The sequence below is a fragment of the Niallia sp. NCCP-28 genome (assembly GCF_023168165.1).
Classification (GTDB): domain Bacteria; phylum Bacillota; class Bacilli; order Bacillales; family Cytobacillaceae; genus Niallia.
Genome location: NZ_BQYJ01000005.1, coordinates 173,000 through 194,811, shown reverse-complemented (window position 1 = coordinate 194,811; position 21,812 = coordinate 173,000). Strand labels below are relative to the sequence as shown.

Sequence of the window (21,812 nt, the reverse complement as noted above, 5' to 3'; positions counted from 1 at the left end):
TTTAATGAGAATGATAATCAATATAATTGATTATAAGGAGAGGACATATTAATGAAAAATGCAGATATATTCGATGTGACGATCATAGGTGGAGGACCAGCAGGATTATATTCTGCTTTTTATAGTGGACTTAGAGAAATGAAAACGAAAATCATTGAATTTTTGCCAGAGTTAGGCGGCAAGCTGCATTTATATCCAGAAAAAATGATATGGGATGTTGGAGGAGTAACTCCTTTGCCCGGCGCTCGCTTAAGAGAGCAGCTTGTCGAGCAGGGATTAACCTTTAAGCCAGAAGTTGCCCTTGATACGAAAATTGCTTCTATCTCCAAAAATGAAGAAGGCCTTTTTGTATTAACAGCAGAATCAGGAGCATTGCATTATTCAAAAACCGTTATTGTTGCAGTTGGAAGTGGAATATTGACTCCACAGAAGCTGAAAATTGAAGGCGCTGAAAGATTTGAGTTGACTAATTTAAATTATACAGTTAAATCTTTAATGCACTTCAAAGATAAAGTTGTTGTTATTTCAGGTGGGGGGAACTCTGCACTAGATTGGGCTCTAGAATTAGAGCCGATTGCCAAAAAAGTATATATTATATGCAGAAAAGATGCTTTTGCAGGACATGAAGCACATGCTAAGCAGCTGATGGAAGGATCTGTGGAATGCATTTTCCAAAACGCGATTACAAAGCTGATTGCTAAGGATAATCATGAATTAATCGAGTCTGTGGAGTTGACAAACAATCATACTGGGGAAGCAAGAATATTAGAGGTGGATGAGATTGTCATCAATCATGGATATGAAATGGATTCTTCCTTGTTGAAAAATAGTGATTTGAATATAGATATGATTGAAGATTTTTATATTGCAGGCAGTGCGGCGAGCGAAACTTCAGTAGCAGGTTTATTTGCTGCTGGTGATATATTAAAACACGATGGAAAAGTAAATTTAATCTCAGGTGCATTTCAAGATGCAGCAAATGCTGTAAATAAGGCAAAACAATTTATTCAGCCCGAGGCAAACTCTAGTGCAATGGTATCTTCGCATAATGATGTATTTAAAGAAAGAAATAGAGAGATAGTACAAAATATGATTCAATGCGATGATTGTACGAAGATGAAGGTTAAAATGTAGATATTTCCCGAAAACTGTCTGAACGAGCGTTCGGACAGTTTTTTTCTAAAAATAACTAAAACTTAATACCAAGTAAATTTATAAGAATAATCAAAAAAATATTGACGTTCTTTTTTTCTGCTGTTATTATTACTTTCAAGAAGAAACCAAAAAATAAATAATAAAAGAATCGACTAGATAACTAGAGATTCAATGAAATGCAAAGCCTATCTTAGCATGCATTTTGTTGGATCTCTTTTTGATTATTTAAGGTTTACAGCAAATTAGGAGTGGTGGGCAGTATATCAGTTGACTGGGTTTGTTTTAAAACCGATTAAACTTATAAGAAAACTAAAATTAAGGAGTGGTAATAATGGGACTACCAACAATTTATCCAACAGGCGCAACAGTCTATTCACCAGATAAAGCATGGAGCGGATATACTATTTTTCAAGCACCAGATCTTGGAGCATTATTAATAGATATGAATGGAAAGGAAGTTCATTTATGGAAAGGATTACGCGGTTTTCCAAATAAGATTTTCCCAGGTGGCTATGTATTAGGGCATACATTCAACAGAGATCCAGAGCATGGATTTCAGGATGAAGGAGATGTTGTCCAAGTAGATTTTAATGGAAATATTGTATGGAAATTTGATAAGCATGAGTTTATAGAAGACCCAGGATATGAAGGAAGATGGATTGCGAGGGCACACCATGATTATCAACGTGAGGGAAATCCCGTTGGATACTATGCACCAGAACAAGAGCCTAAAATTGATGGCGGGAATACATTAATACTTGCTCATCGGAATGTAACAAATTCCAAGATATCTAAACATGAGCTTTTAGATGATGTAATCCTAGAAGTAGATTGGAATGGAAATATTGTTTGGGAATGGTCATTCAGTGATCATTTTGATGAATTGCAATTTGATGAACAAGCGAAAAAAACAATATATGAACAGCCTAACCGGCGATTCTTCGAAAATGAGTCTGGAGATTGGCTTCATATAAATTCTATTTCTGCAATTGGACCAAATCGACATTATGATAATGGAGATGAGAGGTTTCATCCAGATAATATTATATGGGATGCGAGAGAAGCAAATATTATTGGCATAACAGACAAGCGATCAGGGAAAATTGTATGGCAAATTGGCCCTGACTATTCTAGCGATGAGTTAAAGCATATAGGATGGATTATTGGACAGCATCATGCTCACATCATTCCACAAGGGTTGCCTGGAGAAGGAAACCTATTAATATTTGATAACGGAGGCTGGGGAGGATATGGATCGCCGAATCCATCATCTTTAGATGGAACTAAAAATGCACTGCGCGATTATTCCCGAGTATTGGAAATAGACCCAGCTACATTGGAGATTGTTTGGCAATATACGGGGCAGGAAGCGAACTTTCAAGCACCAACTGATTCCTATCGTTTTTATAGTCCTTATATCAGTTCTGCGCAACGATTGGAAAATGGCAATACATTAATAACAGAGGGGGCAAATGGCCGCATTTTTGAAGTAACTGCAGCACATGAGATTGTGTGGGAGTATATTTCTCCCTTCAAAAACAAACGCAATTCTAATATGGTATATCGAGCCTACAGAGTTCCATATGATTGGGTGCCGCAGCTTGATAAGCCAGAAGAAATAGCGATAAAGCCTTTGGAAATCGAGACATTCCGTGTACCAAATGCTGCTCCAAGCGGTATTTATTCAGCAGTAGAAGTAAGTGGAGCCCAAACTATCGGAGAAGGGGCATTATGCGTAGCGCGTTTTGATGAACAAGAGACAAAATGATAACAGGCAGTTTTAAGGGGGAATTCTTTATGAAACATAAATCTAAGCTTGTTGCTTTTGGATTTGCAGCATCCATTCTTTTAGCGGGGTGCTCTAGCCAGTCTGCAAGCACTAATAGCGAAAGCGGCAAGGAGTTAAAGGAAGTAAAGATAGGAATTGATACAGCTGCAGGGGGTTCCCTGCAAATTAGAGCCGCGAATTCAGAGGGATACTTTAATAAACAGGATATCGATCCGAAAATTTCAAATTTTGCATATGGAATTGATACGATCAATGCATTATTAACAGAACAAACAGATACTGGATTGGCAGCTGATTATGCGCTATTAAATTCACTAAACCGAGGAGATCTGGTTGTGCTTTCATCTCTCACACACAGTACAGATGAAACAATTAAAAAATCAGAATTTTTAGCTGTTGAGGGGATTGCAAAGCCCTCTCAATTAAAAGGGAAACGAATTGGTGTAGCTAAAGGAACTGTTTTTGAGTACCATTGGGCGAAATATTTAGAGCATCTTGGAATAAATGAGAAAGATATCAAGTATGTTCCATACAGTACACCAGATGAAGCAATTGTTGGGGTCAAAAAGGGAGATATTGATGCTATTTTAGCTAGCGGAGCTTTGCTTGAGAAATTTAAAGCAATAAAAGGTGTACATAAAATTGATGATCTTTCTTCTGCCGGTGTCTCTGTGAGCAGCTATTTAGTAGCAAATAAAACATTTGTTGAAAAAAATCCTGAAACAATTGTTAATCTTTTGAAGGCCATTAAAGAAGGCATAGCATATGTAAAAGAAAATCCTGATGGAACAGCAGAAATTGCCTATAAAGAGCTGAAGATCAAAAAAGAAGATACATTGCGTGATTTAAAAACTTCCAATTATACGCTTGAATTCACTCAGGAGGATATTGACCATCTGACAGATATGAAAAAATGGCTTCTTGATCGAGGTTTATTGAAAAAAGATTATAACCTAGAAGATAAACTAGCATTAGATGCTTTGCAAAATGCTTTTCCAGAAGCTGCAACATACAAAAAATAATTTGATTTTGTATAGAGTTGATTCGGATGAATATGTATTTCATTCGAATCAACCATCTTTTTTGATGCACTAAGCGACTATTATAAAAGAGAGGAGAGATGTTAAAGTGACAGTTATTCAAAAAAAAGCTCCTTCTATTGTATTAAAAGGATTATCAAAAACATTTTCAGAGGATGGACGACAAGCTAACTATGTTCTGGAAAATGTTGATTTAACGATAAAACAAGGCGGATTTTATATCTTATTAGGGCCAAGTGGATGCGGTAAATCCACTTTGCTGAATATTTTGGCAGGATTTATTGAAAAATCAGATGGTGAGTTAACTGTAAATGGTGAGAATGAAGAAAGCAAAGCTAATCGGGGTTTTGTCTTTCAATCAGCTGATTCAGCATTATTTCCATGGCTGACGGTAGAGGAAAATGTGGAGTTTGGGCTGAAAATGAAGAAGATTCCATTAGCAAAGCGGAAGGAAGTTGCTAATCATTTTATTGAGCTTGCGGGACTTTTAGGGCATAATCATAAATTTCCCAGTGAAATATCAGGTGGTATGAAACAACGTGTACAATTGGCGCGCGTCTTGGCAAATGACCCACAAATTTTATTAATGGATGAGCCTTTTGGGGCATTGGATGCAATGACAAGGCGTACGATGCAACAGGAACTTATAAGAATATGGAAAGAAACAAATAAAACAATTATATTTGTAACCCATGATATTCAAGAGGCGCTAATGCTTGGTCAGCATATCGGCATTATGTCAATTGGACCTTCCTCAAAGATTACTCATTCCTATGAAATTAAATTGCCATATCCCCGTGAAATTACGAGTCCTGATTTTAACCAGTATTATAAAGTCGTACAGTCGCATTTTGATTGAGGAGGGCGTGAACATATGAAAACAATCGTACAGCAGGAAGTAGAAATAAAGCCGATAGCAAAAAAAATATCCATAAAGATTTATTGGAAAAAAATATTAAAAACTGGCATTTTAACATGGGTAGGTTTATTGCTTGTTTGGAGCATAGGAGCTCGCTTTTCAGATCCTCAATTTTTGCCCAGCCCTCTTGCGACTTTACAAGGAGCAATAGAACTTAGTAAGGATGGTTCCTTATTCATTTATATGGCTTATAGTTTTATTAGAGTGCTGATTGGCTGGTTTTTAGGGAATTTAATTGCTATTCCATTAGGATTATTTATCGGCAGCAATAGAACGCTCCGTGCACTTGTTGAACCATTAATTAACTTTGTTCGTTTTATTCCGCCATTGGCCTTTATTACGTTATTTATGCTTTGGTTTGGAATAGGGGAGCAGTCTAAAATATTTTTAATTATGTATGCAACATTTTTCGTTGTCACAATTAATACACTAACAGGAGTACTGTCTATATCAGAGGATAAGATTCGATCAGCCAAAAGTATGGGAGCATCTGATTTCCAAGTATTGCGCTATGTAGTTATTCCAGCAGCCATTCCGTTTATTTTTACAGGGGCGAAGCTTGCAATGGGTTCTTCTTTTATGGCAATTGTAGGGGCGGAAATGGTAGCAGCAAATGAAGGAATCGGCTTTATGATCTGGAATGCCAGATTATATTTCCAAACTGATTGGATTTTTGTTGGATTAGTTGTATTAGGATTGATGGGCTTTTTTATGGATAGATTATTTGCATGGACAGGAAAGAAATTTTTAAAGCGATATAATATTGTATCTTAAATTCTGTGAAGAGGAGAAAAATGTCAAGTTGCTATTAATCAAATGAAAAAACAAGTATTCTATTGCAGATTTTTAATAGAACACTTGTTTTTTTGCTTTTCAGAATTATATAAGATCAAAAAACAGCAATTATATCTAATTTAATATTGTCGTTTGTTATAAAAGTAAAGAAAAAATGGAAAAATGAATTTGGAGGGAGGAGTAAAAATTGAAAGTGACAGTTGCTATTCCTGTTTACAATGCGGCAAATTATATAAAGGCAACACTAGACTCATTAATGAAACAAACAATGAATTCCCGAGAGTTTGAAGTAATTTGTGTAAATGACTGTTCCACTGATAAGAGTAAGGAAGTAATAGAATCATTTAAAATAAGAATGGCAAACTTAGTGTTGATAGAACGGGAAACTAATTCAGGGGGGCCGATGATTCCGAGAAATGACGCCATCCAGGCTGCTAGGGGAGAATATTTGCTGTTCCTTGATAACGACGATTTCTTAGGAGAAGAAGCATTAGAGCGACTGTATAATGCAGCTCAAGAAAATCGATCTGATGTGGTATATGGAAAATATATTGGGGTGAATGGAAGAAATGTACCTCAATCGATGTTTAAAAAGGGCAATATCGCAAATGCTGATATTATAAAAGATAATTTGGTTTACTCATTGGCTCCTCATAAGATGTTCAATGTCTCTTTTTTGCATAAACATCAATTTCTATTTAATCCGCAGGCTGTGGTGGGAGAAGATCAATTATTTGTGATGCAATGCTATGTAGAGGCAAAGGTAATTACTGTTTTAGCTGATTATGATTATTATTTTGTTGTATCAAGAGGAAATGAAAATTTGAGTTTGAAATATTTTCCGGCTAAAAATTTTTTTTATTCTTTCCACCAATTACTAAAATACATTGATGAAAGCAATTTAAACAATTTATATAAACGGGATTTAAAAATTGCTTATCTTAACCGCTTTTTTCATGCAAGTCGTCTAAGAAGGCAGCTGCTTTCCAAAAAAAGAACAAAGGAGCAAAAGAGAGATTGGCTTGCAGAAACAAAAAAATTTATTGATTCGCATATTAGTGATGAAATAATGCAGGGGATAGAACCGAGATTTCATTCCATCATACATATAGCAAAAAAACAGGATTTGAAGAAATTGCTTAAATTGGCTCGATCAATAAGGGGGGCTATTCTTTGAAAAAAATGAAAACGAAAAGAAAAAATATAAATACCTATGAGAGGCCTTCATTAAATGCAAACAAGGTGCACTTATTAGAAAAAGCTGGAACAGAATTAGTAGTATACCGCTCTGCTGCAGACTGGTATGAGCATCGCTATATTGGTGCAGATGGGTTTAAGTATGCTGAATTTATACAAAAAAAAGATTTGCGATATCAATTGGGCTATATATTTTTTGCAGCCAGAAAAAGAATGACAGACCCTCATATCAGAATGAAAGTGATGAACCGCTTAAAGTCTAAGAACTATTAAGAGGATTCATCTTTTTTTGTAAAGGTTTAGCAGCATAATGATAAAGCTACTTCATCTGCCCCTATTACATATAAGAAAGGAATATTTTTCTGCTCAATGAAAATAATTTAATAGAAAAATATATTTATCAATATAATTTATGTTAATAAATATAACAAGTGAAATCTAGAATTGTTATATTTTTTTGTTTTTAAACATACTAAAATCTACAAATGACATTTAGTTAGATAATGAAAACATAATTATAACAAGATGTTTATTTGAATGAGGAAAAAAACGCATTGTAAAATAACTACAAAAATCTACAAGTGTCTTTTGGACTGGTTGACTTTTGGTTGAAATGATAGATGTTGTGACAAGTATATTGAAATAATAGAATTATTTTATAGGGATTATCGATATATTGTAAGAAGATATAACGTTAATTTGGTATATAGAAGGTATTGATTATTTTTGTAGAAAAGAGGTATGATAATATTCACACAAAATTCATAATTAATAAAAATAAATAAAATTTCTGATATTATTCTATAAGGATAGTGTTAAAAAAAGGAAAACTCTTTTTAAGCTAACATATTAAAGGTTTATTAGATAGGATATCCTTTAATCTGCATTATTTTTTTATTTCTATATAATTTTCAGATTAGTTAGATTAGTAAAAAATTGGACTAGACAAAACTAAAAACTTTGTACTAAAATAGCAATTGTGTTTGAAAAAATTATACACTCTGTGTTCTGAAGTTTTTGTATTTTCGGAATACTTAAAAATATAGAAAAAGGGGAACTTAACATGAATAAAAAGTTAAAAGTGCTATTAATGACTACTACATTGGCAGCAGGTATCCTTTCGGGCTGTAGTGCTGGAGGTTCTAAGTCTTCAGACGAGGATGCAATTAAATTAGGGGTAAATCTAGAGTTATCAGGAGCAGTTGCTTCATATGGACAATCTCTTGAATCCGGCATTGATTTAGCTGTAGCTGAAATCAATAAAGATGGCGGGATTGACGGCAAAAAAGTTGAAACAGTAAAAGTTGACAATAAATCAGATTTAACAGAAGCAACAAACGCTGCTCTTAAACTAATTACACAAGATAAAGTAACAGCAATTATCGGTGCTGCAACAAGCGGTGATACAGTTGCACAAGTTCAAATTGCTAATGATAAAAAGACTGTTTTATTGACGCCGTCAGGCACTGCGCCAAACGTTACGGTAAATGATGATGGATCTGTTAATGATTATGCATTCCGCACATCTTTTATTGATCCGTTCCAAGGGACAGTTGCAGCAAACTTTGCTACAAATGATTTGAAAATTAAAAAAGCAGCAATTTTTGCGGATAGCGCAAGTGATTATGCAAAAGGGTTAGCAGCGTCTTTTAAAGAAACATTTAAAGAAAATGGCGGTTCCATTGTTTCTGAAGAAGCATATGTAGCAAAAGATACTGACTTTAGCTCTACATTAACACGCATTAAAGCAAAAAAACCTGACTTTATTTTTATCCCAGGCTACTATGAAGAAGTTGGCTTAATTATTAAACAAGCTCGTGAAATGGGCATTACTGTTCCATTCATGGGAGCAGACGGTTGGGATTCTCCTAAACTAGTAGATCTTGCTGGCAAAGATGCATTAAATAACACGTACATTACAAATCATTATTCATCTCAAGATCCAGATGAAAAAATTCAAAAGTTTGTAACAGCATATAAAAAAGAAAACAAAGATAAAAATCCAGATGCATTTAATGCTTTAGGATATGATTCTGTTTACTTGCTGAAAGATGCTATTGAAAGAGCTGACAGCACAGATTCAGAAAAAATCAAAAATGCTTTAGCTGAAACAAAAGATTTAGCTTTAATCACAGGGGTTGTTTCAATTGATAAAAATCATAACCCAATTAAATCAGCAACAGTTCTAGAATACAAAGACGGACAACAAGTATTTAAAACAAAAGTTAATCCTTAAATAGAAATTAAAGAGAAAGAAAAATGGGGGGGATTGTCCTCCCTATTTTCCATTTGAACAGATAAATGGAATGGATTTACTTTTTTATGCAATGAAAGGAAGTAGCATTTTATACGTCTTTCAATTAGCCATCAGCATAAAAAGCTGATGGAAGTTTTGTATAAAGAAGTATTATTTGCTTCCTGCACAAAAAAATCTTGCGTTTTAGCTAAAAAGGAGTGAATAAAATGGAGTGGCTACAGCAGCTGGTGAATGGTATATCATTGGGAAGCATTTATGCACTTATCGCATTGGGATATACAATGGTTTACGGAATTATAAAATTAATTAATTTTGCTCATGGCGATGTATTTATGGTGGGGGCATTTATTGGTTTTTATGCTATTACTGGATGGGGATTAGGTTTTTTCCCGGCACTTATTATATCGATGGCAGCTTGTGCTTTGTTTGGTGTATTAATTGAACGGATTGCTTATAAAAGATTGCGCAACGCAACAAGGATTGCAGCACTTATTACAGCAATAGGAGTTTCTCTACTTATTGAATATGGGGTTATTTATATTCGCGGAGCGCAGCTTGAAACATATCCAAGTGTACTGCCGACAAAAACATTTGATGTATTTGGAGCCCAAATCAGCAGCAAATCATTGTTGATCTTAGGCGTTTCTATAGGATTAATGCTGATCTTGCAATTTATCGTACACAAAACAAAAACAGGAAAAGCAATGAGAGCTGTTTCTCACGATATGGATGCAGCAAGATTAATGGGTATTAATGTTGATCGCACTATTTCTGCTACATTTGCAATTGGGTCAGCCTTAGCAGGTGCAGCAGGCGTTATATTTGGTGCATATTATACAAAAATTGAGCCATTAATGGGGGTTATTCCAGGATTAAAAGCCTTTGTTGCTGCTGTATTGGGGGGAATTGGAATTATTCCTGGAGCAATGGTAGGCGGATTATTGCTTGGTGTTGTGGAAACAGTTGTAAGTGCAATGGGTTATTCTTTATGGCGTGATGCTGCGGCATTTATTATTCTAATTTTAATTCTTATCTTCAAACCTGCTGGTATATTTGGTAAGAATACAAAAGAGAAAGTGTAGGTGAAGAGATCATGAAAAAGTCTAAAAGTTTTTGGGTATTTTTAGTTCTCTCTGCCCTTATCTTTGGCGTGATTCAATTTTTAATGAATACAGGAATTATTGATGATTTATATAGCAATATGATTATTTTGATGGCTATTAACATTATGCTTGCTGTTAGTCTTCATTTAGTTATTGGGATAACAGGGCAGTTTTCCATTGGACATGCAGGTTTTTTGGCAGTAGGAGCTTATATATCTGCAATTGTGACAATGAAGCTAGAGCTGCCATTTTTTGTCGCTATTTTAGCTGCAGGAATTGTTGCAGCATTAGCAGGGCTTTTAGTTGGAATTCCAACATTGCGTTTGCGCGGGGATTATCTTGCTATTGCGACACTAGGATTTGCTGAAATTATTCGTATTATCTTTTTAAATATTGACTATGTCGGCGGCGCAGCAGGAATGCAGGTGTCCCGCCTAACAACTTGGACTTGGGCTTTTGTATGCTTATTTATTACGATTCTTGTTATTGTCAATTTTACGAATTCTCGACATGGACGAGCTGCGATTTCTATAAGAGAAAATGAAATCGCGGCAGATGCAATGGGAATTAACACCACTTATTATAAAGTAGCGGCATTTGCACTAGGTTCTTTTTTTGCAGGAGTTGCAGGTGCATTGCAGGCGCATAATTTCTATATTATCCAGCCAACAAACTTTGGATTCCTAAAATCATTTGATATTTTGATCTATGTGGTATTAGGAGGATTAGGAAGCATCTCGGGCTCTGTTATTGCTGCTGTATTTTTAACGATAATTTCAACTTATTTGCAGGATTATCCAGAAACAAGAATGATTATTTACAGCTTAGTGCTAGTAATCGTGATGTTATATCGTCCAAAAGGATTAATGGGAACAAAGGAAATAACAGATTTATTTAGACGGAAAGGAGGCAATAATCATGACAAATAGTCCTCTTTTACAAGTGAACAAAGCCGGTATTTCATTTGGCGGATTAAAAGCCGTTTCCGAAATAAATATGGAACTGCATCAAGGCGAGTTAATCGGATTGATTGGTCCAAATGGTGCGGGAAAAACAACTACTTTCAACTTATTAACAGGTGTTTATACTCCGACAGAAGGAGATATCACTTTTGACGGCAAGCGTTTAAATGGGTTAAAACCGTATCAAGTAACGAGAAGAGGAATAAGCAGAACATTCCAAAATATTCGTTTGTTTAACGAATTATCTGTCTTGGATAATGTAAAGGTCGCCTATCATTCATTAGCGAAACACTCGATTTTAAGCAGTATCTTGCGCCTGCCATCCCATTTTTCTGGGGAAAAGGAAATGGAAGAAAAGTCCCTAGAATTTTTGAAAATATTTCAGTTAGATAAATATAAAGATGAAAAAGCAAAAAACTTGCCATATGGGCAACAGCGCCGTTTAGAAATAGCAAGAGCCCTTGCCGCTGGTCCGAAGCTGCTTTTATTAGATGAACCTGCAGCCGGGATGAATCCACAGGAAACGCATGAATTAATGGAATTAATAGCATTTATCCGCAGACAATTTAATTTAACGATTCTATTAATTGAACATGATATGCCCCTTGTTATGGGAATTTGTGAAAGAATCTATGTATTAGACCATGGGCAGTTGATAGCAGAAGGAACTCCTGATGTTATCCGCAACCATCCAAAAGTAATTGAAGCATATTTAGGAGAGGAGGTAGCAGAATAATGCTGAAAGTGGAAGATATTAATGTCTATTATGGCAATATCCAAGCATTAAAGGGTGTAACATTAGAAGTAAATGAAGGAGAAATTGTTACATTGATCGGTGCTAATGGTGCAGGGAAAAGTACACTGCTAAAAACTTTATCTGGACTTTTAAAGCCAAAGAAAGGTTCTATTACGTATTTAGGCAAATCCATTTCGGGAAAAGCAGCACAGACTATTGTAAAGGCAGGCATTTCTCATGTTCCAGAGGGCAGAAGAGTATTTGCTAATATGACTGTAGAAGAAAATCTAGAATTGGGTGCTTATTTGCGAAAAGATACTGCAGAAATTCGCACAGATTTAGAGAGAGTGTATAAGATATTCCCAAGATTATCAGAGCGGAAAAAGCAGGCATCTGGCACTCTATCAGGGGGAGAACAGCAGATGTTAGCAATGGGGCGCGCTATTATGGCTAGACCAAAACTTCTATTATTAGACGAACCATCCATGGGACTTGCTCCGTTATTTGTAAAGACAATTTTTCAAGTAATACAAGAGATCAATAAAAATGGAACCACCATTTTGCTTGTGGAACAAAATGCCAATATGGCTCTATCAATTGCAGATAGAGCATATGTCATTGAAACAGGTCGAGTAGTGCTGTCAGGAACAGCAAAAGAGCTTCAAGCGAGCGAAGAACTGAAACTTGCATATCTGGGTGGACATTAAACAAAAAAGGTTGTCACGATTGTGGCAGCCTTTTTATATTTTTATTTAAGCTGAAACTTTTTTGACAGTCCTTGGCACTAATAAAGGAAGGAGGAGGTAAACAGTGAAAAATAAGCAAGAGACTCTTGTGAAAAAGGCAATAAAGGGCAATAAAAAGGCGTTTGAGCAGTTAATAAAACAGCATTATTAATTTTGAATAGATAACACTAATATATAAACAATTTATGTAAGCTACTATAAAAAAGATATCGGTAAAAAACTTCAAATGAAATTCATCAAAAAATACTTGTTTGTAAAAGGAAATAGGAATAAACTTTATAAGTTATTAGAAAATTATGTTGTTTCTCTTAATTTTCAGGGGATTATAAAGGCATATAGAAAATACTTTTATGGTTGAACAGGCTAAAATTTAAGTAATTATGGTATGATGATATATGGAAAATTAAAGTAGAAAATGTAATATTTTATATAAATTCCTTTATATACGGAGGTATAAAAAGATTGAAAATCACAATAGCAATTCCTATTTATAATGCTGCAAGACATTTGAATGTAACACTCGATTCTTTGTTGAATCAAACGATGGATTCTTCTGAATTTGAAGTTATTTGTGTCAATGATCGATCAACGGATAGAAGCAAAGAGGTGATTGAAGAATACAGCCAAAAAATGGACAATTTAATTTTAATCGATCGGGAGGAGAACTCTGGAGGGCCAATGATACCTCGTAATGACGCAATTGAAGCGGCAAGAGGAGAATATATTATGTTTTTGGATAATGATGATTTCCTTGGTGAGGAAGCGTTAGAACGTCTTTATAATGCTGCACAGGAGAATTCTTCAGAGGTCATTTATGGCAAATATGTTGGTGTAAATGGAAGAAATGTTCCGCAATCTATGTTTAAAAAGGGAAATAGATTAAATGCAGATATTATAGAAGATAATTTGGTTTTCTCATTAGCTCCGCATAAAATGTTCAATTTAGCTTTTATACGAGAAAATGGTTTTAGATTTCATCCAAAAGCGGTTGTTGGCGAGGACCAATTATTTGTTATGCAATGCTATATTAATGCCAAAGTAATCACAGTATTAGCTGACTATGATTATTATTTTGTGGTAGCTCGCGGGAATGAAAACTTGAGTCTTAAATACTTTCCTGCTGAAGAATTTTTCTTTTCCTTTAATCGCATAATGGAATTCTTAGAAGCAAGTGAATTAAATGACTTATATAAACGTGAATTGAAGGTTGCCTTCTTAAATAGATTTTTGCATGCCAGCAGGTTAAAAGGACATCTATTATCTGGCCTATTAACAAAGGAGCAAAAGATAGATTGGCTAAATGAGACAAAAAGTTTTATTGATAACCATGTAGAAGATGAAATAATTCCAGCATTGCATACTCGCTTCCAATATATTGTTACTGTTGCAAAAGAGAATAATATTGATAAATTATTGGCAGTTCATGATCAGATGAATCAAATATCAGCAAATGATATTACAAGAGTAGAAGATGGGTTTATTTATGCTCGCTTCCAAAACTATACAAAAGGTGTTTCCTATAATGAGGAATACGTTGTGAATCATTTAAATACCTCAAATGTGTATATAAATGATATGGAGTTTGATAAACGTACACTCACTATTAAAGGACAGTTTACACAAAAATTGCTCATTAATCTTGACATTACTTACAAGCTTATTTTAGTTCATAGAAAAACAGGCTTAGAAGTAGTGCATGTAAATCAGCTGCCTTCTTCATGCAATATGTTTACTTTTGTTATGGAGTATCAAAAAATCTTGTTTGATGAAAAGCTACTGGGACCATGGGATCTATTTGTGGAAGCTTCTATTAATGGCTATGCAAAAAGAAGGAGAATAGGTTCAACAAGAGCACCTCATTTAAAAGAACATGAAATAAGATATCCAATCCAATCCTTTGGGGTAGATTATAAAATTCTCCCATATTACACAAAACCACATAATAATATCTCATTAGAGGTCAAATTGGATAATGAAAATTAGAATGGATGTGCTTGTATGAAAAAAGTAAAAACGAAAGAAAATGTAACCACATATGCTAGACCTTCTACTAATGCTATACAAGTGAATCATTATGGAGAAGGGGAACATGAATTAACTGTATATCCAAGTGTAGAAGGCTGGTATGAATTAAGACCAGTAGATTACGACGGGATAATGAATACAGAATTCATTCAGAAAAAGGATGTTAAGTAGTTATATTAATTTTCTAATAGAAAATGGAGGCTGACCAATGAAAGGCATCATACTTGCAGGCGGAAGCGGCACCCGTCTTTATCCTTTGACAAGAGCTATTTCTAAACAAATGCTGCCAATTTATGATAAACCAATGATTTATTATCCTTTATCTATTCTAATGCTTAGTGGCATTAAGGAAATATTGATTATTTCTACTCCTGAAGATACCCATCGTTTTGAGCAGCTATTAGGGGATGGAAGCGATCTTGGAATTAAGCTTTCCTATGCGGTTCAAGTAAAACCAGAAGGGCTTGCACAAGCGTTTATTATTGGTGAAAAATTTATTGGAAATGACTCTGTTGCACTTATTTTAGGCGACAATATTTATTATGGGCAAGGCTTATCAGAAATGCTGCAGCGTGCTGCTTCGAAAGCAAAAGGGGCAACTGTTTTTGGTTATCATGTTCATGATCCTGAGCGCTTTGGTGTGGTTGAATTTGATGAGAATATGAAGGCTATATCTATTGAGGAAAAACCGGAAAAACCAAAAAGCAACTATGCTGTAACTGGATTGTATTTTTATGATAATCGTGTAGTTGAGTTTGCGAAAAGCATAAAGCCATCTCCGCGTGGTGAGTTGGAAATTTCCGATTTAAATAGCTTGTATTTAGCAAGTGGGGATTTAGAAGTAGAAATAATGGGTCGTGGATATGCATGGTTGGATACAGGAACACATGAAACATTATTAGAAGCATCTACCTTTATTGAAACAGTAGAAAAAAGACAAAGACTAAAGATTGCATGTTTAGAAGAAGTTGCATATCGTATGGGATATATTAGTGCAGATCAAGTGAAAAAGCTGGCAGAACCATTAAAGAAAAATGAATATGGGCAATATTTGCTTCGTTTAATTGCACAAGATAAGGAAGAGAAAGGAGAATAAGAATGAATGTAATAGAAAGTAAATTAAAAGGCGTTAAGTTAATTGAACCAAAAGCATTTGGTGATCATCGAGGATTTTTTATGGAAAGCTACAATGAAAAAGTTTTTAAAGAAAACGGCATTTTAGAGAACTTTATTCAGGATAACCATTCTCTATCAAAAGAAGCGGGTGTGCTTCGCGGCATGCATTATCAGTTAGCGCCGAAAGCACAAACAAAATTAATTCGTGTGGCAACAGGAGCTATTTATGATGTAGTTGTAGATATGCGCCAAGGTTCTCCAACCTATGGTCAATGGGAAGGCTATATTTTAAGTGAGCATAATAAGCGACAATTATTGGTTCCAAAAGGTTTTGCGCATGGTTTTTGTACAATTACGGAAAATGTAAATGTTTTGTATAAAGTAGATGAACTTTATTCGCCAGAACATGATCGAGGAATTGCTTGGGATGATGAGGATTTAGCAATCACTTGGCCTGTTTCTAATCCAATTTTATCTGAAAAAGATGGAAAACATCCTCAGCTTAAAAATGCAGACAATAATTTTGAATGGGAGGAAAAATAAACAATGAATATTATTGTAACTGGGGGCGCAGGTTTTATTGGAAGCAATTTTGTGCGCCATATATTAAATACATACGCAGACTATAAGGTAGTAAATTTAGATCTTTTAACATACGCAGGTAACATTCATAATTTAGATGATCTAAAAAATAATCCTAATCATGTTTTTGTGCAAGGTAACATCACAAATAGAGAATTAGTTGCCCATCTCATTAAAGAGCATGATATCAATGCGATCGTCAACTTTGCTGCAGAATCTCATGTAGATAGAAGCATTTTAGATCCAGGCATTTTTATTGAAACAAATGTACAAGGAACGTTAGCTCTTTTAGACGTTGCAAAAGAATATAAGATTGATAAGTTCGTACATGTATCTACAGATGAAGTCTACGGAAGCTTAGGAGAAAACGGCTATTTTACAGAGGAAAGCCAAATCGCTCCAAATAGCCCATACTCTGCAAGCAAGGCATCTAGTGATATGCTAGTGCGCGCTTATCACGAAACATATGGAATGAACGTTAATATTACACGTTGTTCCAACAACTATGGACCATATCATTTCCCGGAAAAGCTTATTCCATTAATGATTACAAATGGAATGGATGGAGAAGACTTGCCGATTTATGGAGATGGAAAAAATATTCGCGATTGGCTTCATGTAACGGATCACTGTGCAGCTATTGATTTAGTTCTGCATAAAGGAAAATCTGGAGAAGTGTATAACGTAGGCGGACACAATGAACGAACAAATAATGAAATTGTCGAAATTATTGTTGAGAAACTTAACTTGCCAAAAGAACGAATCAAGTATGTGCAAGATCGATTAGGCCATGATCGTCGTTATGCAATTGATCCAACAAAGCTTGAGAATGAACTTGGATGGAAACCAAAGTATACTTTTGACACAGGGATTGTCGAAACAATCGAATGGTATCTAAATAATGAAGCATGGTGGCGCCCATTAAAAGAAAGAGCAAAGTTAGGTAAATAATAATGAAAATATTCATTACAGGTGCTAACGGTCAATTAGGTCAGGATGTTGTTGAATTATCTGAAAAAAATAAAACATATCAAGTACATTCATTTACTAAGGATGAATTAGATATTACAGATGAGCAGGCGGTACACTCAAAGGTAAAGGAGATTCAGCCAGATTGGATTCTGCATTGTGCAGCATATACAAATGTAGAAGCAGCAGAAGATGATGGCAAAGAGTTGAACTGGAAAATTAACAAAGATGGTTCAGCTATCATTAGCAAGGCGGCAGCTTCCGTTCAAGCAAAGCTTATATATATCAGTACAGATTATGTGTTTGATGGAACCAAAAAAGAGTGGTATGAAACAATAGATCCAACCAATCCATTAAATGAATATGGAAAAGCAAAGTTGGCTGGTGAACAAGAAATTCAGCAGTATTTGCCTAATGCCCATATTATAAGAACATCATGGGTGTTTGGAGAGCATGGTCATAACTTTGTTTATACCATGCTAAATTTAGCCAAAAAAATGGATATCTTAAAAGTTGTAAATGATCAGTATGGACGTCCAACTTATGCAAAAGATCTTGCTGCATTTCTGCTTTATATAGTGGAAAAAGATATAGAAGGTGGATTGTACCATTTTTCTAATGATGAAACAGCTACATGGTTTGATTTTGCAAAAGAGATATTAAAAACAGAAGCGGTAGAAGTCACACCAGTAGATTCATCTGCTTTCCCGCAAAAGGCAAAAAGACCTCAATATTCTGTTATGTCTTTGGAAAAAGTAAAAGCAGCTGGCTTTTTTGTTCCAACATGGAAAAATGCTCTTGAACGATTTAAAAACAATATTAACTAAAAAGCTGATAGATTGAGGAAATGAACTAAATATATAGGATTAAATAAAAAGAAGAGAGCCGATAGAATGTTAATCGGTTCTCTGTTTCTTTTTTATACTATTAAGAGGTTTTTCTCCGGCTATTGCTGTAAATGGACATGGCGGGGTGAGAGCCTGCTACAATAACTTCCTTTAAAATTTTCGCTAAAGCCATGCTGTAGACTAGGCCATTATCGCCATATGCCATTAAGAAATAACAGTTTGGATATTCTTCATACTCGCCAATAATAGGAAGACCGTCATGTGTTCCTCCGTAGAATGCGCCGAGATAATATTCTGGATAAATATCTAATTCAGGAAAAAGTCTTTGGCATTCCTTTATTAATTTATTTTTCCGATAAATAATTTTAGAGTCTCGATCTTCAGGATTTGTCGTATCATCATCAAGTCCTCCAATGATAATACGATTATCTTTTGTTGTGCGCATATATATATAAGGACGCGCTGTTTCCCAAATTAACGTACGCTTGTGCCAATGGGAAAAATCTGTCAGCTGATTGGTAACAACAGCATAGGAACTTAATAATAGGCCATTTTTTTCTTTTTTAAATTCTAGGTTTTCATAACCTGCCGCAAAAATTACCTTTTTGGCTGTAATGGAATAGCCATTTTCTGTGGAACAAATAGCAGCATCTTTAGTGAGTTTTTTTCCATTTATTCTAGTATGCTCATACATACGCACACCCTTTTTTACAGCATCAGCAATCAAGGCATGGTTGAATCTAAAAGGATTGATTTCGCCGTCATTAAAGGTATACAGTGCCTTATATTTGCTGAACCCATATTTCTCTTTAATTTCCCGTTCTTCTAAAAGAGTGGCCTGAAAACCATGCTTATTCAAATAAAAATATTCTTTTTCTAGTTTTTCTATATCTTCTTTATAACTGGCGAAGTATAAAGAATCTCTCCGAATAAAGTCAGATGGTATATCTAGGGAATGGGCGGCATTTTCAATATCATTAATAGCAGCTTCGCATAACTTAGTATGTGCAATGGCTGTTTTCTCCCCGAAGCTATTGACTAATTCAAATAGCATTTTGTCTCCTAAGTATTGAATAAGGGCGGTGTTCGTAAGCGTGCTGCCTTCTCCGACTTTTCGTTTATCTACTATTACTACATCAAGTCCTGTTTCACTTAAATAGTGGGCGCACTGAGCACCAGAACTGCCCCCGCCAATTATTACAACATCACAAGTGATATCCTCATTTAATGGGGGATAAGAGGGATGTTCTGAAAAAGTTGTCGGCCAGTAGAAGTTTCCTGTTTGTAGCTGCATAATAAGTCCTCCGTATTTAAAAATCTTCTAGCTAAGTATTTCCAAAGTGACAAATTCCTACTACTGCATTCTAAGAACTTTCCAAAATTTTTACATGCATTCTGGTTGGAAGTGGAGGGAGACTAATGGAGAAAGAAGGGGGAGATAAATATGAAGCCTTTAACAGGAAAAGAACTTGAATACTTAGCTGATTGTATGTCAAATGAAGATTTATTAATAAAACAGGCAATTATTTCACTTACACATGTGCAAAATCCTGCTGTACAGCAATTATTTACAGGAATTGTGAAAGAGCATCAAAAGCATTATCAAACGCTATTAAATACAGTACAGCAGCATGCTTCTATTGCACCAAACATGAGTTAAAGGGAGAGGGGATAAGAGATGAATATGCAAATACCTACCATTGGAGAACAAGATATTGTTTATTCCTTTTTAGCTGATCTAAAACGTTCCGCACGTGAGTATACAACAGCTGTTACAGAATCAAACTGTCCAGAAGTCCGTCGAGTATTCGAACAGCTTTTGCAAAGTACGTTAAAAATGCAGGATCAAACCTACCAGTTAATGTCACAGCAAGGCTGGTATAATACATCTTCACCAGTATTAAGCGCAGAAATTAATAAGCAAATAAATGCGTATACACAAACTCAGACACAAACAAATCAGATGCTGCAACAAAATATAGGAATTTAATTAGCAGAAAATAGCGAATTCCCTTTATGGAATTCGCTATTTTTATGTAAAATGAAAGAAGATTATTTTGCAGAGAAACAATAAATGGAAAGGGAATAAATATATGCAGCCATTTACTTTAAATGTGATTAAAATAATTCAATCGATTCCTCGAGGCAAAGTTATGACATATGGACAAATAGCAAAAGCAGCAGGGAGCAACCGGGCAGCAAGGCAAGTTGTCCGTATCCTTCATTCTATGAGTGAAAAATATCAACTTCCATGGCATCGAGTCGTTAATGCCAGCGGAAAACTGACAATTCCGACAGAGGAGGGCAGGCTGCTTCAAAAGCATTTGCTTCAAAAAGAAGGAATCGTTTTTGAAAAGGATGAACAAGTATTACTAAAAAGCTATATATATGATCCAATCGAGTTTTGGGAGGAATAAAAGGACCTGTAAGTTGGAATAGAACTTACAGGTCCTTTTAGCAATTTTTTAATCAAGCATTAACGGGCAGTAAAGCCCCACCTCAAGATTGTAAGAATCTTAGATGAGGGATAACTACTGCCTGTAAAAAAAGCCTGATTGGCTCAACTGACGATCCATGGAGAACCCCCTCCCCATGGATCATCAGTTGAATTTTATTATTACAGTACTGGTGCCATTGTTTCTTTTAATACTTTAACAGAGTGGTTGAATTTTTCTTGTTCTTCTTTTGTTAAGTCTATATCCATTATTTCTCGAATGCCGTCACGGTTAATAATAGCTGGAACGCCGATATATACATCGTTTTGTCCGTATTGACCATCAAGATATGCAGATACTGTCAAAATAGAGTTTTCATTGTTTAAGATTGCCTTTGTAATACGAACTAGTGACATTCCAATACCATAATAAGTGGCACCTTTTCGTTCAATAATATGGTAGGCCGCGTCACGAACATTTTCAAAAAGTTTATCCAAATCTTGTTGATTATACTTTTCATTTTTCTCTAATAAAGATGCAATGTTTTCAGAGCCAATAGCTGCTTTGCTCCATACAGGAAGTTCTGTGTCGCCGTGTTCACCAATAATTGCAGCATGGACATTGCGGCTATCTACATCGAAGTACTCTCCTAGCATATAACGGAATCTTGCACTGTCTAAAGTTGTTCCAGAGCCGATTACTTTTTCTTTCGGCAGGCCAGATTCTTTCCAAGTTACATATGTTAAGATATCCACTGGGTTTGTGGCGATTAAGAAAATGCCATTGAATCCGCTAGCCATTACATTTTTTACAATTTCCTTGAAAATGGCTGTATTTTTTGCAACTAAATCTAGACGGGTTTCACCTGGTTTTTGTGGGAGGCCTGCAGTGATTACAACCAAGTCAGCAGGACCACAATCTTCATATTTTCCGCTCCAAACTTTTACAGGTGCAGGTGCAAAGGGTATTCCATGATTTAAATCCATCGCTTCCCCTTCGGCTCTTTTTTCGTTTACATCAATTAGCACTAGTTCCTCTGCAATACCTTGGTTAATGAAAGAATAGGCATAGCTGCAACCGACTGCTCCGGTACCAATTAATACAACACGGTTAATATTTTGTTTTTTCATTTCATTTC

General features: G+C 35.2%; 23 protein-coding genes. 21 read left to right on the top strand and 2 right to left on the bottom strand.

Going from position 1 to position 21,812, the window contains the following annotated elements; translation table 11 throughout:
- The first annotated feature begins 51 nt into the window (after window positions 1–51).
- The 18 genes from NCCP28_RS15835 (at window position 52) to rfbD (ending at window position 18,218) form a co-directional block, all read left to right on the top strand.
- Entirely contained in the window at window positions 52–1,134 is a 1,083-nt protein-coding gene (locus tag NCCP28_RS15835; protein ID WP_248562392.1) for an NAD(P)/FAD-dependent oxidoreductase, read from the top strand.
- Window positions 1,135–1,486: 352 nt separating this feature from the next.
- Complete coding sequence (locus NCCP28_RS15830) at window positions 1,487–2,923, top strand: aryl-sulfate sulfotransferase (RefSeq protein ID WP_248562391.1); 1,437 nt, start codon at window positions 1,487–1,489, stop codon at window positions 2,921–2,923.
- A gap of 29 nt (window positions 2,924–2,952) precedes the next feature.
- Window positions 2,953–3,966 carry an ABC transporter substrate-binding protein gene (locus NCCP28_RS15825; RefSeq protein WP_248562390.1) on the top strand — a complete coding sequence of 338 codons (1,014 nt, stop codon included), beginning with the start codon at window positions 2,953–2,955 and terminating at the stop codon, window positions 3,964–3,966.
- A 106-nt stretch (window positions 3,967–4,072) separates the two neighbouring features.
- Window positions 4,073–4,843, top strand: coding sequence for an ABC transporter ATP-binding protein (locus NCCP28_RS15820; RefSeq protein ID WP_248562389.1), 771 nt, complete (start codon window positions 4,073–4,075; stop codon window positions 4,841–4,843).
- Window positions 4,844–4,858: 15 nt separating this feature from the next.
- Window positions 4,859–5,677, top strand: coding sequence for an ABC transporter permease (locus NCCP28_RS15815; protein ID WP_248562388.1), 819 nt, complete (start codon window positions 4,859–4,861; stop codon window positions 5,675–5,677).
- Between the two features lie 214 nt (window positions 5,678–5,891).
- On the top strand, window positions 5,892–6,875 hold the full coding sequence (locus tag NCCP28_RS15810; RefSeq protein ID WP_248562484.1) for a glycosyltransferase family 2 protein: 984 nt from the start codon (window positions 5,892–5,894) through the stop codon (window positions 6,873–6,875).
- Window positions 6,872–7,168 (top strand): hypothetical protein, encoded by a 297-nt coding sequence (locus NCCP28_RS15805; protein ID WP_248562387.1) that lies wholly within the window; start codon window positions 6,872–6,874, stop codon window positions 7,166–7,168. The genes NCCP28_RS15810 and NCCP28_RS15805 overlap by 4 nt, the downstream gene beginning before the upstream one ends.
- A 790-nt stretch (window positions 7,169–7,958) precedes the next feature.
- Complete coding sequence (locus NCCP28_RS15800) at window positions 7,959–9,131, top strand: ABC transporter substrate-binding protein (RefSeq protein ID WP_248562386.1); 1,173 nt, start codon at window positions 7,959–7,961, stop codon at window positions 9,129–9,131.
- Window positions 9,132–9,358: 227 nt separating this feature from the next.
- Window positions 9,359–10,234: a branched-chain amino acid ABC transporter permease gene (locus NCCP28_RS15795; RefSeq protein ID WP_248562385.1), complete on the top strand. Its 876-nt coding sequence runs from the start codon at window positions 9,359–9,361 to the stop codon at window positions 10,232–10,234.
- An 11-nt stretch (window positions 10,235–10,245) separates the two neighbouring features.
- Window positions 10,246–11,184, top strand: coding sequence for a branched-chain amino acid ABC transporter permease (locus NCCP28_RS15790; protein ID WP_248562384.1), 939 nt, complete (start codon window positions 10,246–10,248; stop codon window positions 11,182–11,184).
- Window positions 11,174–11,953, top strand: coding sequence for an ABC transporter ATP-binding protein (locus NCCP28_RS15785; protein ID WP_248562383.1), 780 nt, complete (start codon window positions 11,174–11,176; stop codon window positions 11,951–11,953). The genes NCCP28_RS15790 and NCCP28_RS15785 overlap by 11 nt, the downstream gene beginning before the upstream one ends.
- Window positions 11,953–12,660, top strand: coding sequence for an ABC transporter ATP-binding protein (locus NCCP28_RS15780; RefSeq protein WP_248562382.1), 708 nt, complete (start codon window positions 11,953–11,955; stop codon window positions 12,658–12,660). Before NCCP28_RS15785 ends, NCCP28_RS15780 begins: the two co-directional genes overlap by 1 nt.
- Before the next feature lie 501 nt (window positions 12,661–13,161).
- Entirely contained in the window at window positions 13,162–14,682 is a 1,521-nt protein-coding gene (locus tag NCCP28_RS15775) for a glycosyltransferase (protein ID WP_248562381.1), read from the top strand.
- 15 nt (window positions 14,683–14,697) lie between these two features.
- A complete protein-coding gene (locus NCCP28_RS15770; protein ID WP_248562380.1) occupies window positions 14,698–14,895 on the top strand; it encodes a hypothetical protein in 198 nt (65 codons plus the stop codon).
- A 37-nt stretch (window positions 14,896–14,932) separates the two neighbouring features.
- Window positions 14,933–15,820, top strand: a complete 888-nt coding sequence (gene rfbA / locus NCCP28_RS15765) for a glucose-1-phosphate thymidylyltransferase RfbA (RefSeq protein WP_248562379.1) — start codon at window positions 14,933–14,935, stop codon at window positions 15,818–15,820.
- A 2-nt stretch (window positions 15,821–15,822) separates the two neighbouring features.
- The gene (rfbC, locus tag NCCP28_RS15760; protein ID WP_101176537.1) at window positions 15,823–16,383 is read left to right on the top strand and encodes a dTDP-4-dehydrorhamnose 3,5-epimerase; all 561 of its coding nucleotides are present in this window, start codon (window positions 15,823–15,825) and stop codon (window positions 16,381–16,383) included.
- Between the two features lie 3 nt (window positions 16,384–16,386).
- Window positions 16,387–17,373, top strand: a complete 987-nt coding sequence (rfbB, locus tag NCCP28_RS15755; protein WP_248562378.1) for a dTDP-glucose 4,6-dehydratase — start codon at window positions 16,387–16,389, stop codon at window positions 17,371–17,373.
- 2 nt (window positions 17,374–17,375) lie between these two features.
- On the top strand, window positions 17,376–18,218 hold the full coding sequence (rfbD, locus tag NCCP28_RS15750; protein ID WP_248562377.1) for a dTDP-4-dehydrorhamnose reductase: 843 nt from the start codon (window positions 17,376–17,378) through the stop codon (window positions 18,216–18,218).
- Between the two features lie 100 nt (window positions 18,219–18,318).
- Here rfbD and NCCP28_RS15745 read toward each other — a convergent pair whose 3' ends face one another.
- Window positions 18,319–19,533 (bottom strand): NAD(P)/FAD-dependent oxidoreductase, encoded by a 1,215-nt coding sequence (locus NCCP28_RS15745; protein ID WP_248562376.1) that lies wholly within the window; start codon window positions 19,531–19,533, stop codon window positions 18,319–18,321.
- A gap of 150 nt (window positions 19,534–19,683) precedes the next feature.
- Between NCCP28_RS15745 and NCCP28_RS15740 the strand changes: the two genes are divergently transcribed.
- The 3 genes from NCCP28_RS15740 (at window position 19,684) to NCCP28_RS15730 (ending at window position 20,656) form a co-directional block, all read left to right on the top strand.
- Window positions 19,684–19,899, top strand: coding sequence for a hypothetical protein (locus NCCP28_RS15740; protein ID WP_248562375.1), 216 nt, complete (start codon window positions 19,684–19,686; stop codon window positions 19,897–19,899).
- A gap of 18 nt (window positions 19,900–19,917) precedes the next feature.
- On the top strand, window positions 19,918–20,229 hold the full coding sequence (locus tag NCCP28_RS15735) for a spore coat protein (protein ID WP_248562374.1): 312 nt from the start codon (window positions 19,918–19,920) through the stop codon (window positions 20,227–20,229).
- Between the two features lie 103 nt (window positions 20,230–20,332).
- Complete coding sequence (locus NCCP28_RS15730; RefSeq protein ID WP_248562373.1) at window positions 20,333–20,656, top strand: MGMT family protein; 324 nt, start codon at window positions 20,333–20,335, stop codon at window positions 20,654–20,656.
- A 200-nt stretch (window positions 20,657–20,856) separates the two neighbouring features.
- Here NCCP28_RS15730 and NCCP28_RS15725 read toward each other — a convergent pair whose 3' ends face one another.
- On the bottom strand, window positions 20,857–21,804 hold the full coding sequence (locus tag NCCP28_RS15725; protein WP_248562372.1) for an L-lactate dehydrogenase: 948 nt from the start codon (window positions 21,802–21,804) through the stop codon (window positions 20,857–20,859).
- Window positions 21,805–21,812: the final 8 nt, after the last annotated feature.

Bases quoted from the DNA above. Each gene is read 5' to 3' on its own strand.
- NCCP28_RS15740 (WP_248562375.1), top strand. From the start codon at position 19,684: ATGAAGCCTTTAACAGGAAAAGAACTTGAATACTTAGCTGATTGTATG.
- NCCP28_RS15815 (WP_248562388.1), top strand. From the start codon at position 4,859: ATGAAAACAATCGTACAGCAGGAAGTAGAAATAAAGCCGATAGCAAAA.
- NCCP28_RS15795 (WP_248562385.1), top strand. From the start codon at position 9,359: ATGGAGTGGCTACAGCAGCTGGTGAATGGTATATCATTGGGAAGCATT.
- NCCP28_RS15745 (WP_248562376.1), bottom strand. From the start codon at position 19,533: ATGCAGCTACAAACAGGAAACTTCTACTGGCCGACAACTTTTTCAGAA.
- rfbC (WP_101176537.1), top strand. From the start codon at position 15,823: ATGAATGTAATAGAAAGTAAATTAAAAGGCGTTAAGTTAATTGAACCA.
- NCCP28_RS15785 (WP_248562383.1), top strand. From the start codon at position 11,174: ATGACAAATAGTCCTCTTTTACAAGTGAACAAAGCCGGTATTTCATTT.
- NCCP28_RS15800 (WP_248562386.1), top strand. From the start codon at position 7,959: ATGAATAAAAAGTTAAAAGTGCTATTAATGACTACTACATTGGCAGCA.
- NCCP28_RS15780 (WP_248562382.1), top strand. From the start codon at position 11,953: ATGCTGAAAGTGGAAGATATTAATGTCTATTATGGCAATATCCAAGCA.
- NCCP28_RS15735 (WP_248562374.1), top strand. From the start codon at position 19,918: ATGAATATGCAAATACCTACCATTGGAGAACAAGATATTGTTTATTCC.
- rfbB (WP_248562378.1), top strand. From the start codon at position 16,387: ATGAATATTATTGTAACTGGGGGCGCAGGTTTTATTGGAAGCAATTTT.
- NCCP28_RS15830 (WP_248562391.1), top strand. From the start codon at position 1,487: ATGGGACTACCAACAATTTATCCAACAGGCGCAACAGTCTATTCACCA.
- NCCP28_RS15825 (WP_248562390.1), top strand. From the start codon at position 2,953: ATGAAACATAAATCTAAGCTTGTTGCTTTTGGATTTGCAGCATCCATT.
- rfbD (WP_248562377.1), top strand. From the start codon at position 17,376: ATGAAAATATTCATTACAGGTGCTAACGGTCAATTAGGTCAGGATGTT.
- NCCP28_RS15835 (WP_248562392.1), top strand. From the start codon at position 52: ATGAAAAATGCAGATATATTCGATGTGACGATCATAGGTGGAGGACCA.
- NCCP28_RS15790 (WP_248562384.1), top strand. From the start codon at position 10,246: ATGAAAAAGTCTAAAAGTTTTTGGGTATTTTTAGTTCTCTCTGCCCTT.
- NCCP28_RS15770 (WP_248562380.1), top strand. From the start codon at position 14,698: ATGAAAAAAGTAAAAACGAAAGAAAATGTAACCACATATGCTAGACCT.
- NCCP28_RS15730 (WP_248562373.1), top strand. From the start codon at position 20,333: ATGCAGCCATTTACTTTAAATGTGATTAAAATAATTCAATCGATTCCT.
- NCCP28_RS15725 (WP_248562372.1), bottom strand. From the start codon at position 21,804: ATGAAAAAACAAAATATTAACCGTGTTGTATTAATTGGTACCGGAGCA.
- rfbA (WP_248562379.1), top strand. From the start codon at position 14,933: ATGAAAGGCATCATACTTGCAGGCGGAAGCGGCACCCGTCTTTATCCT.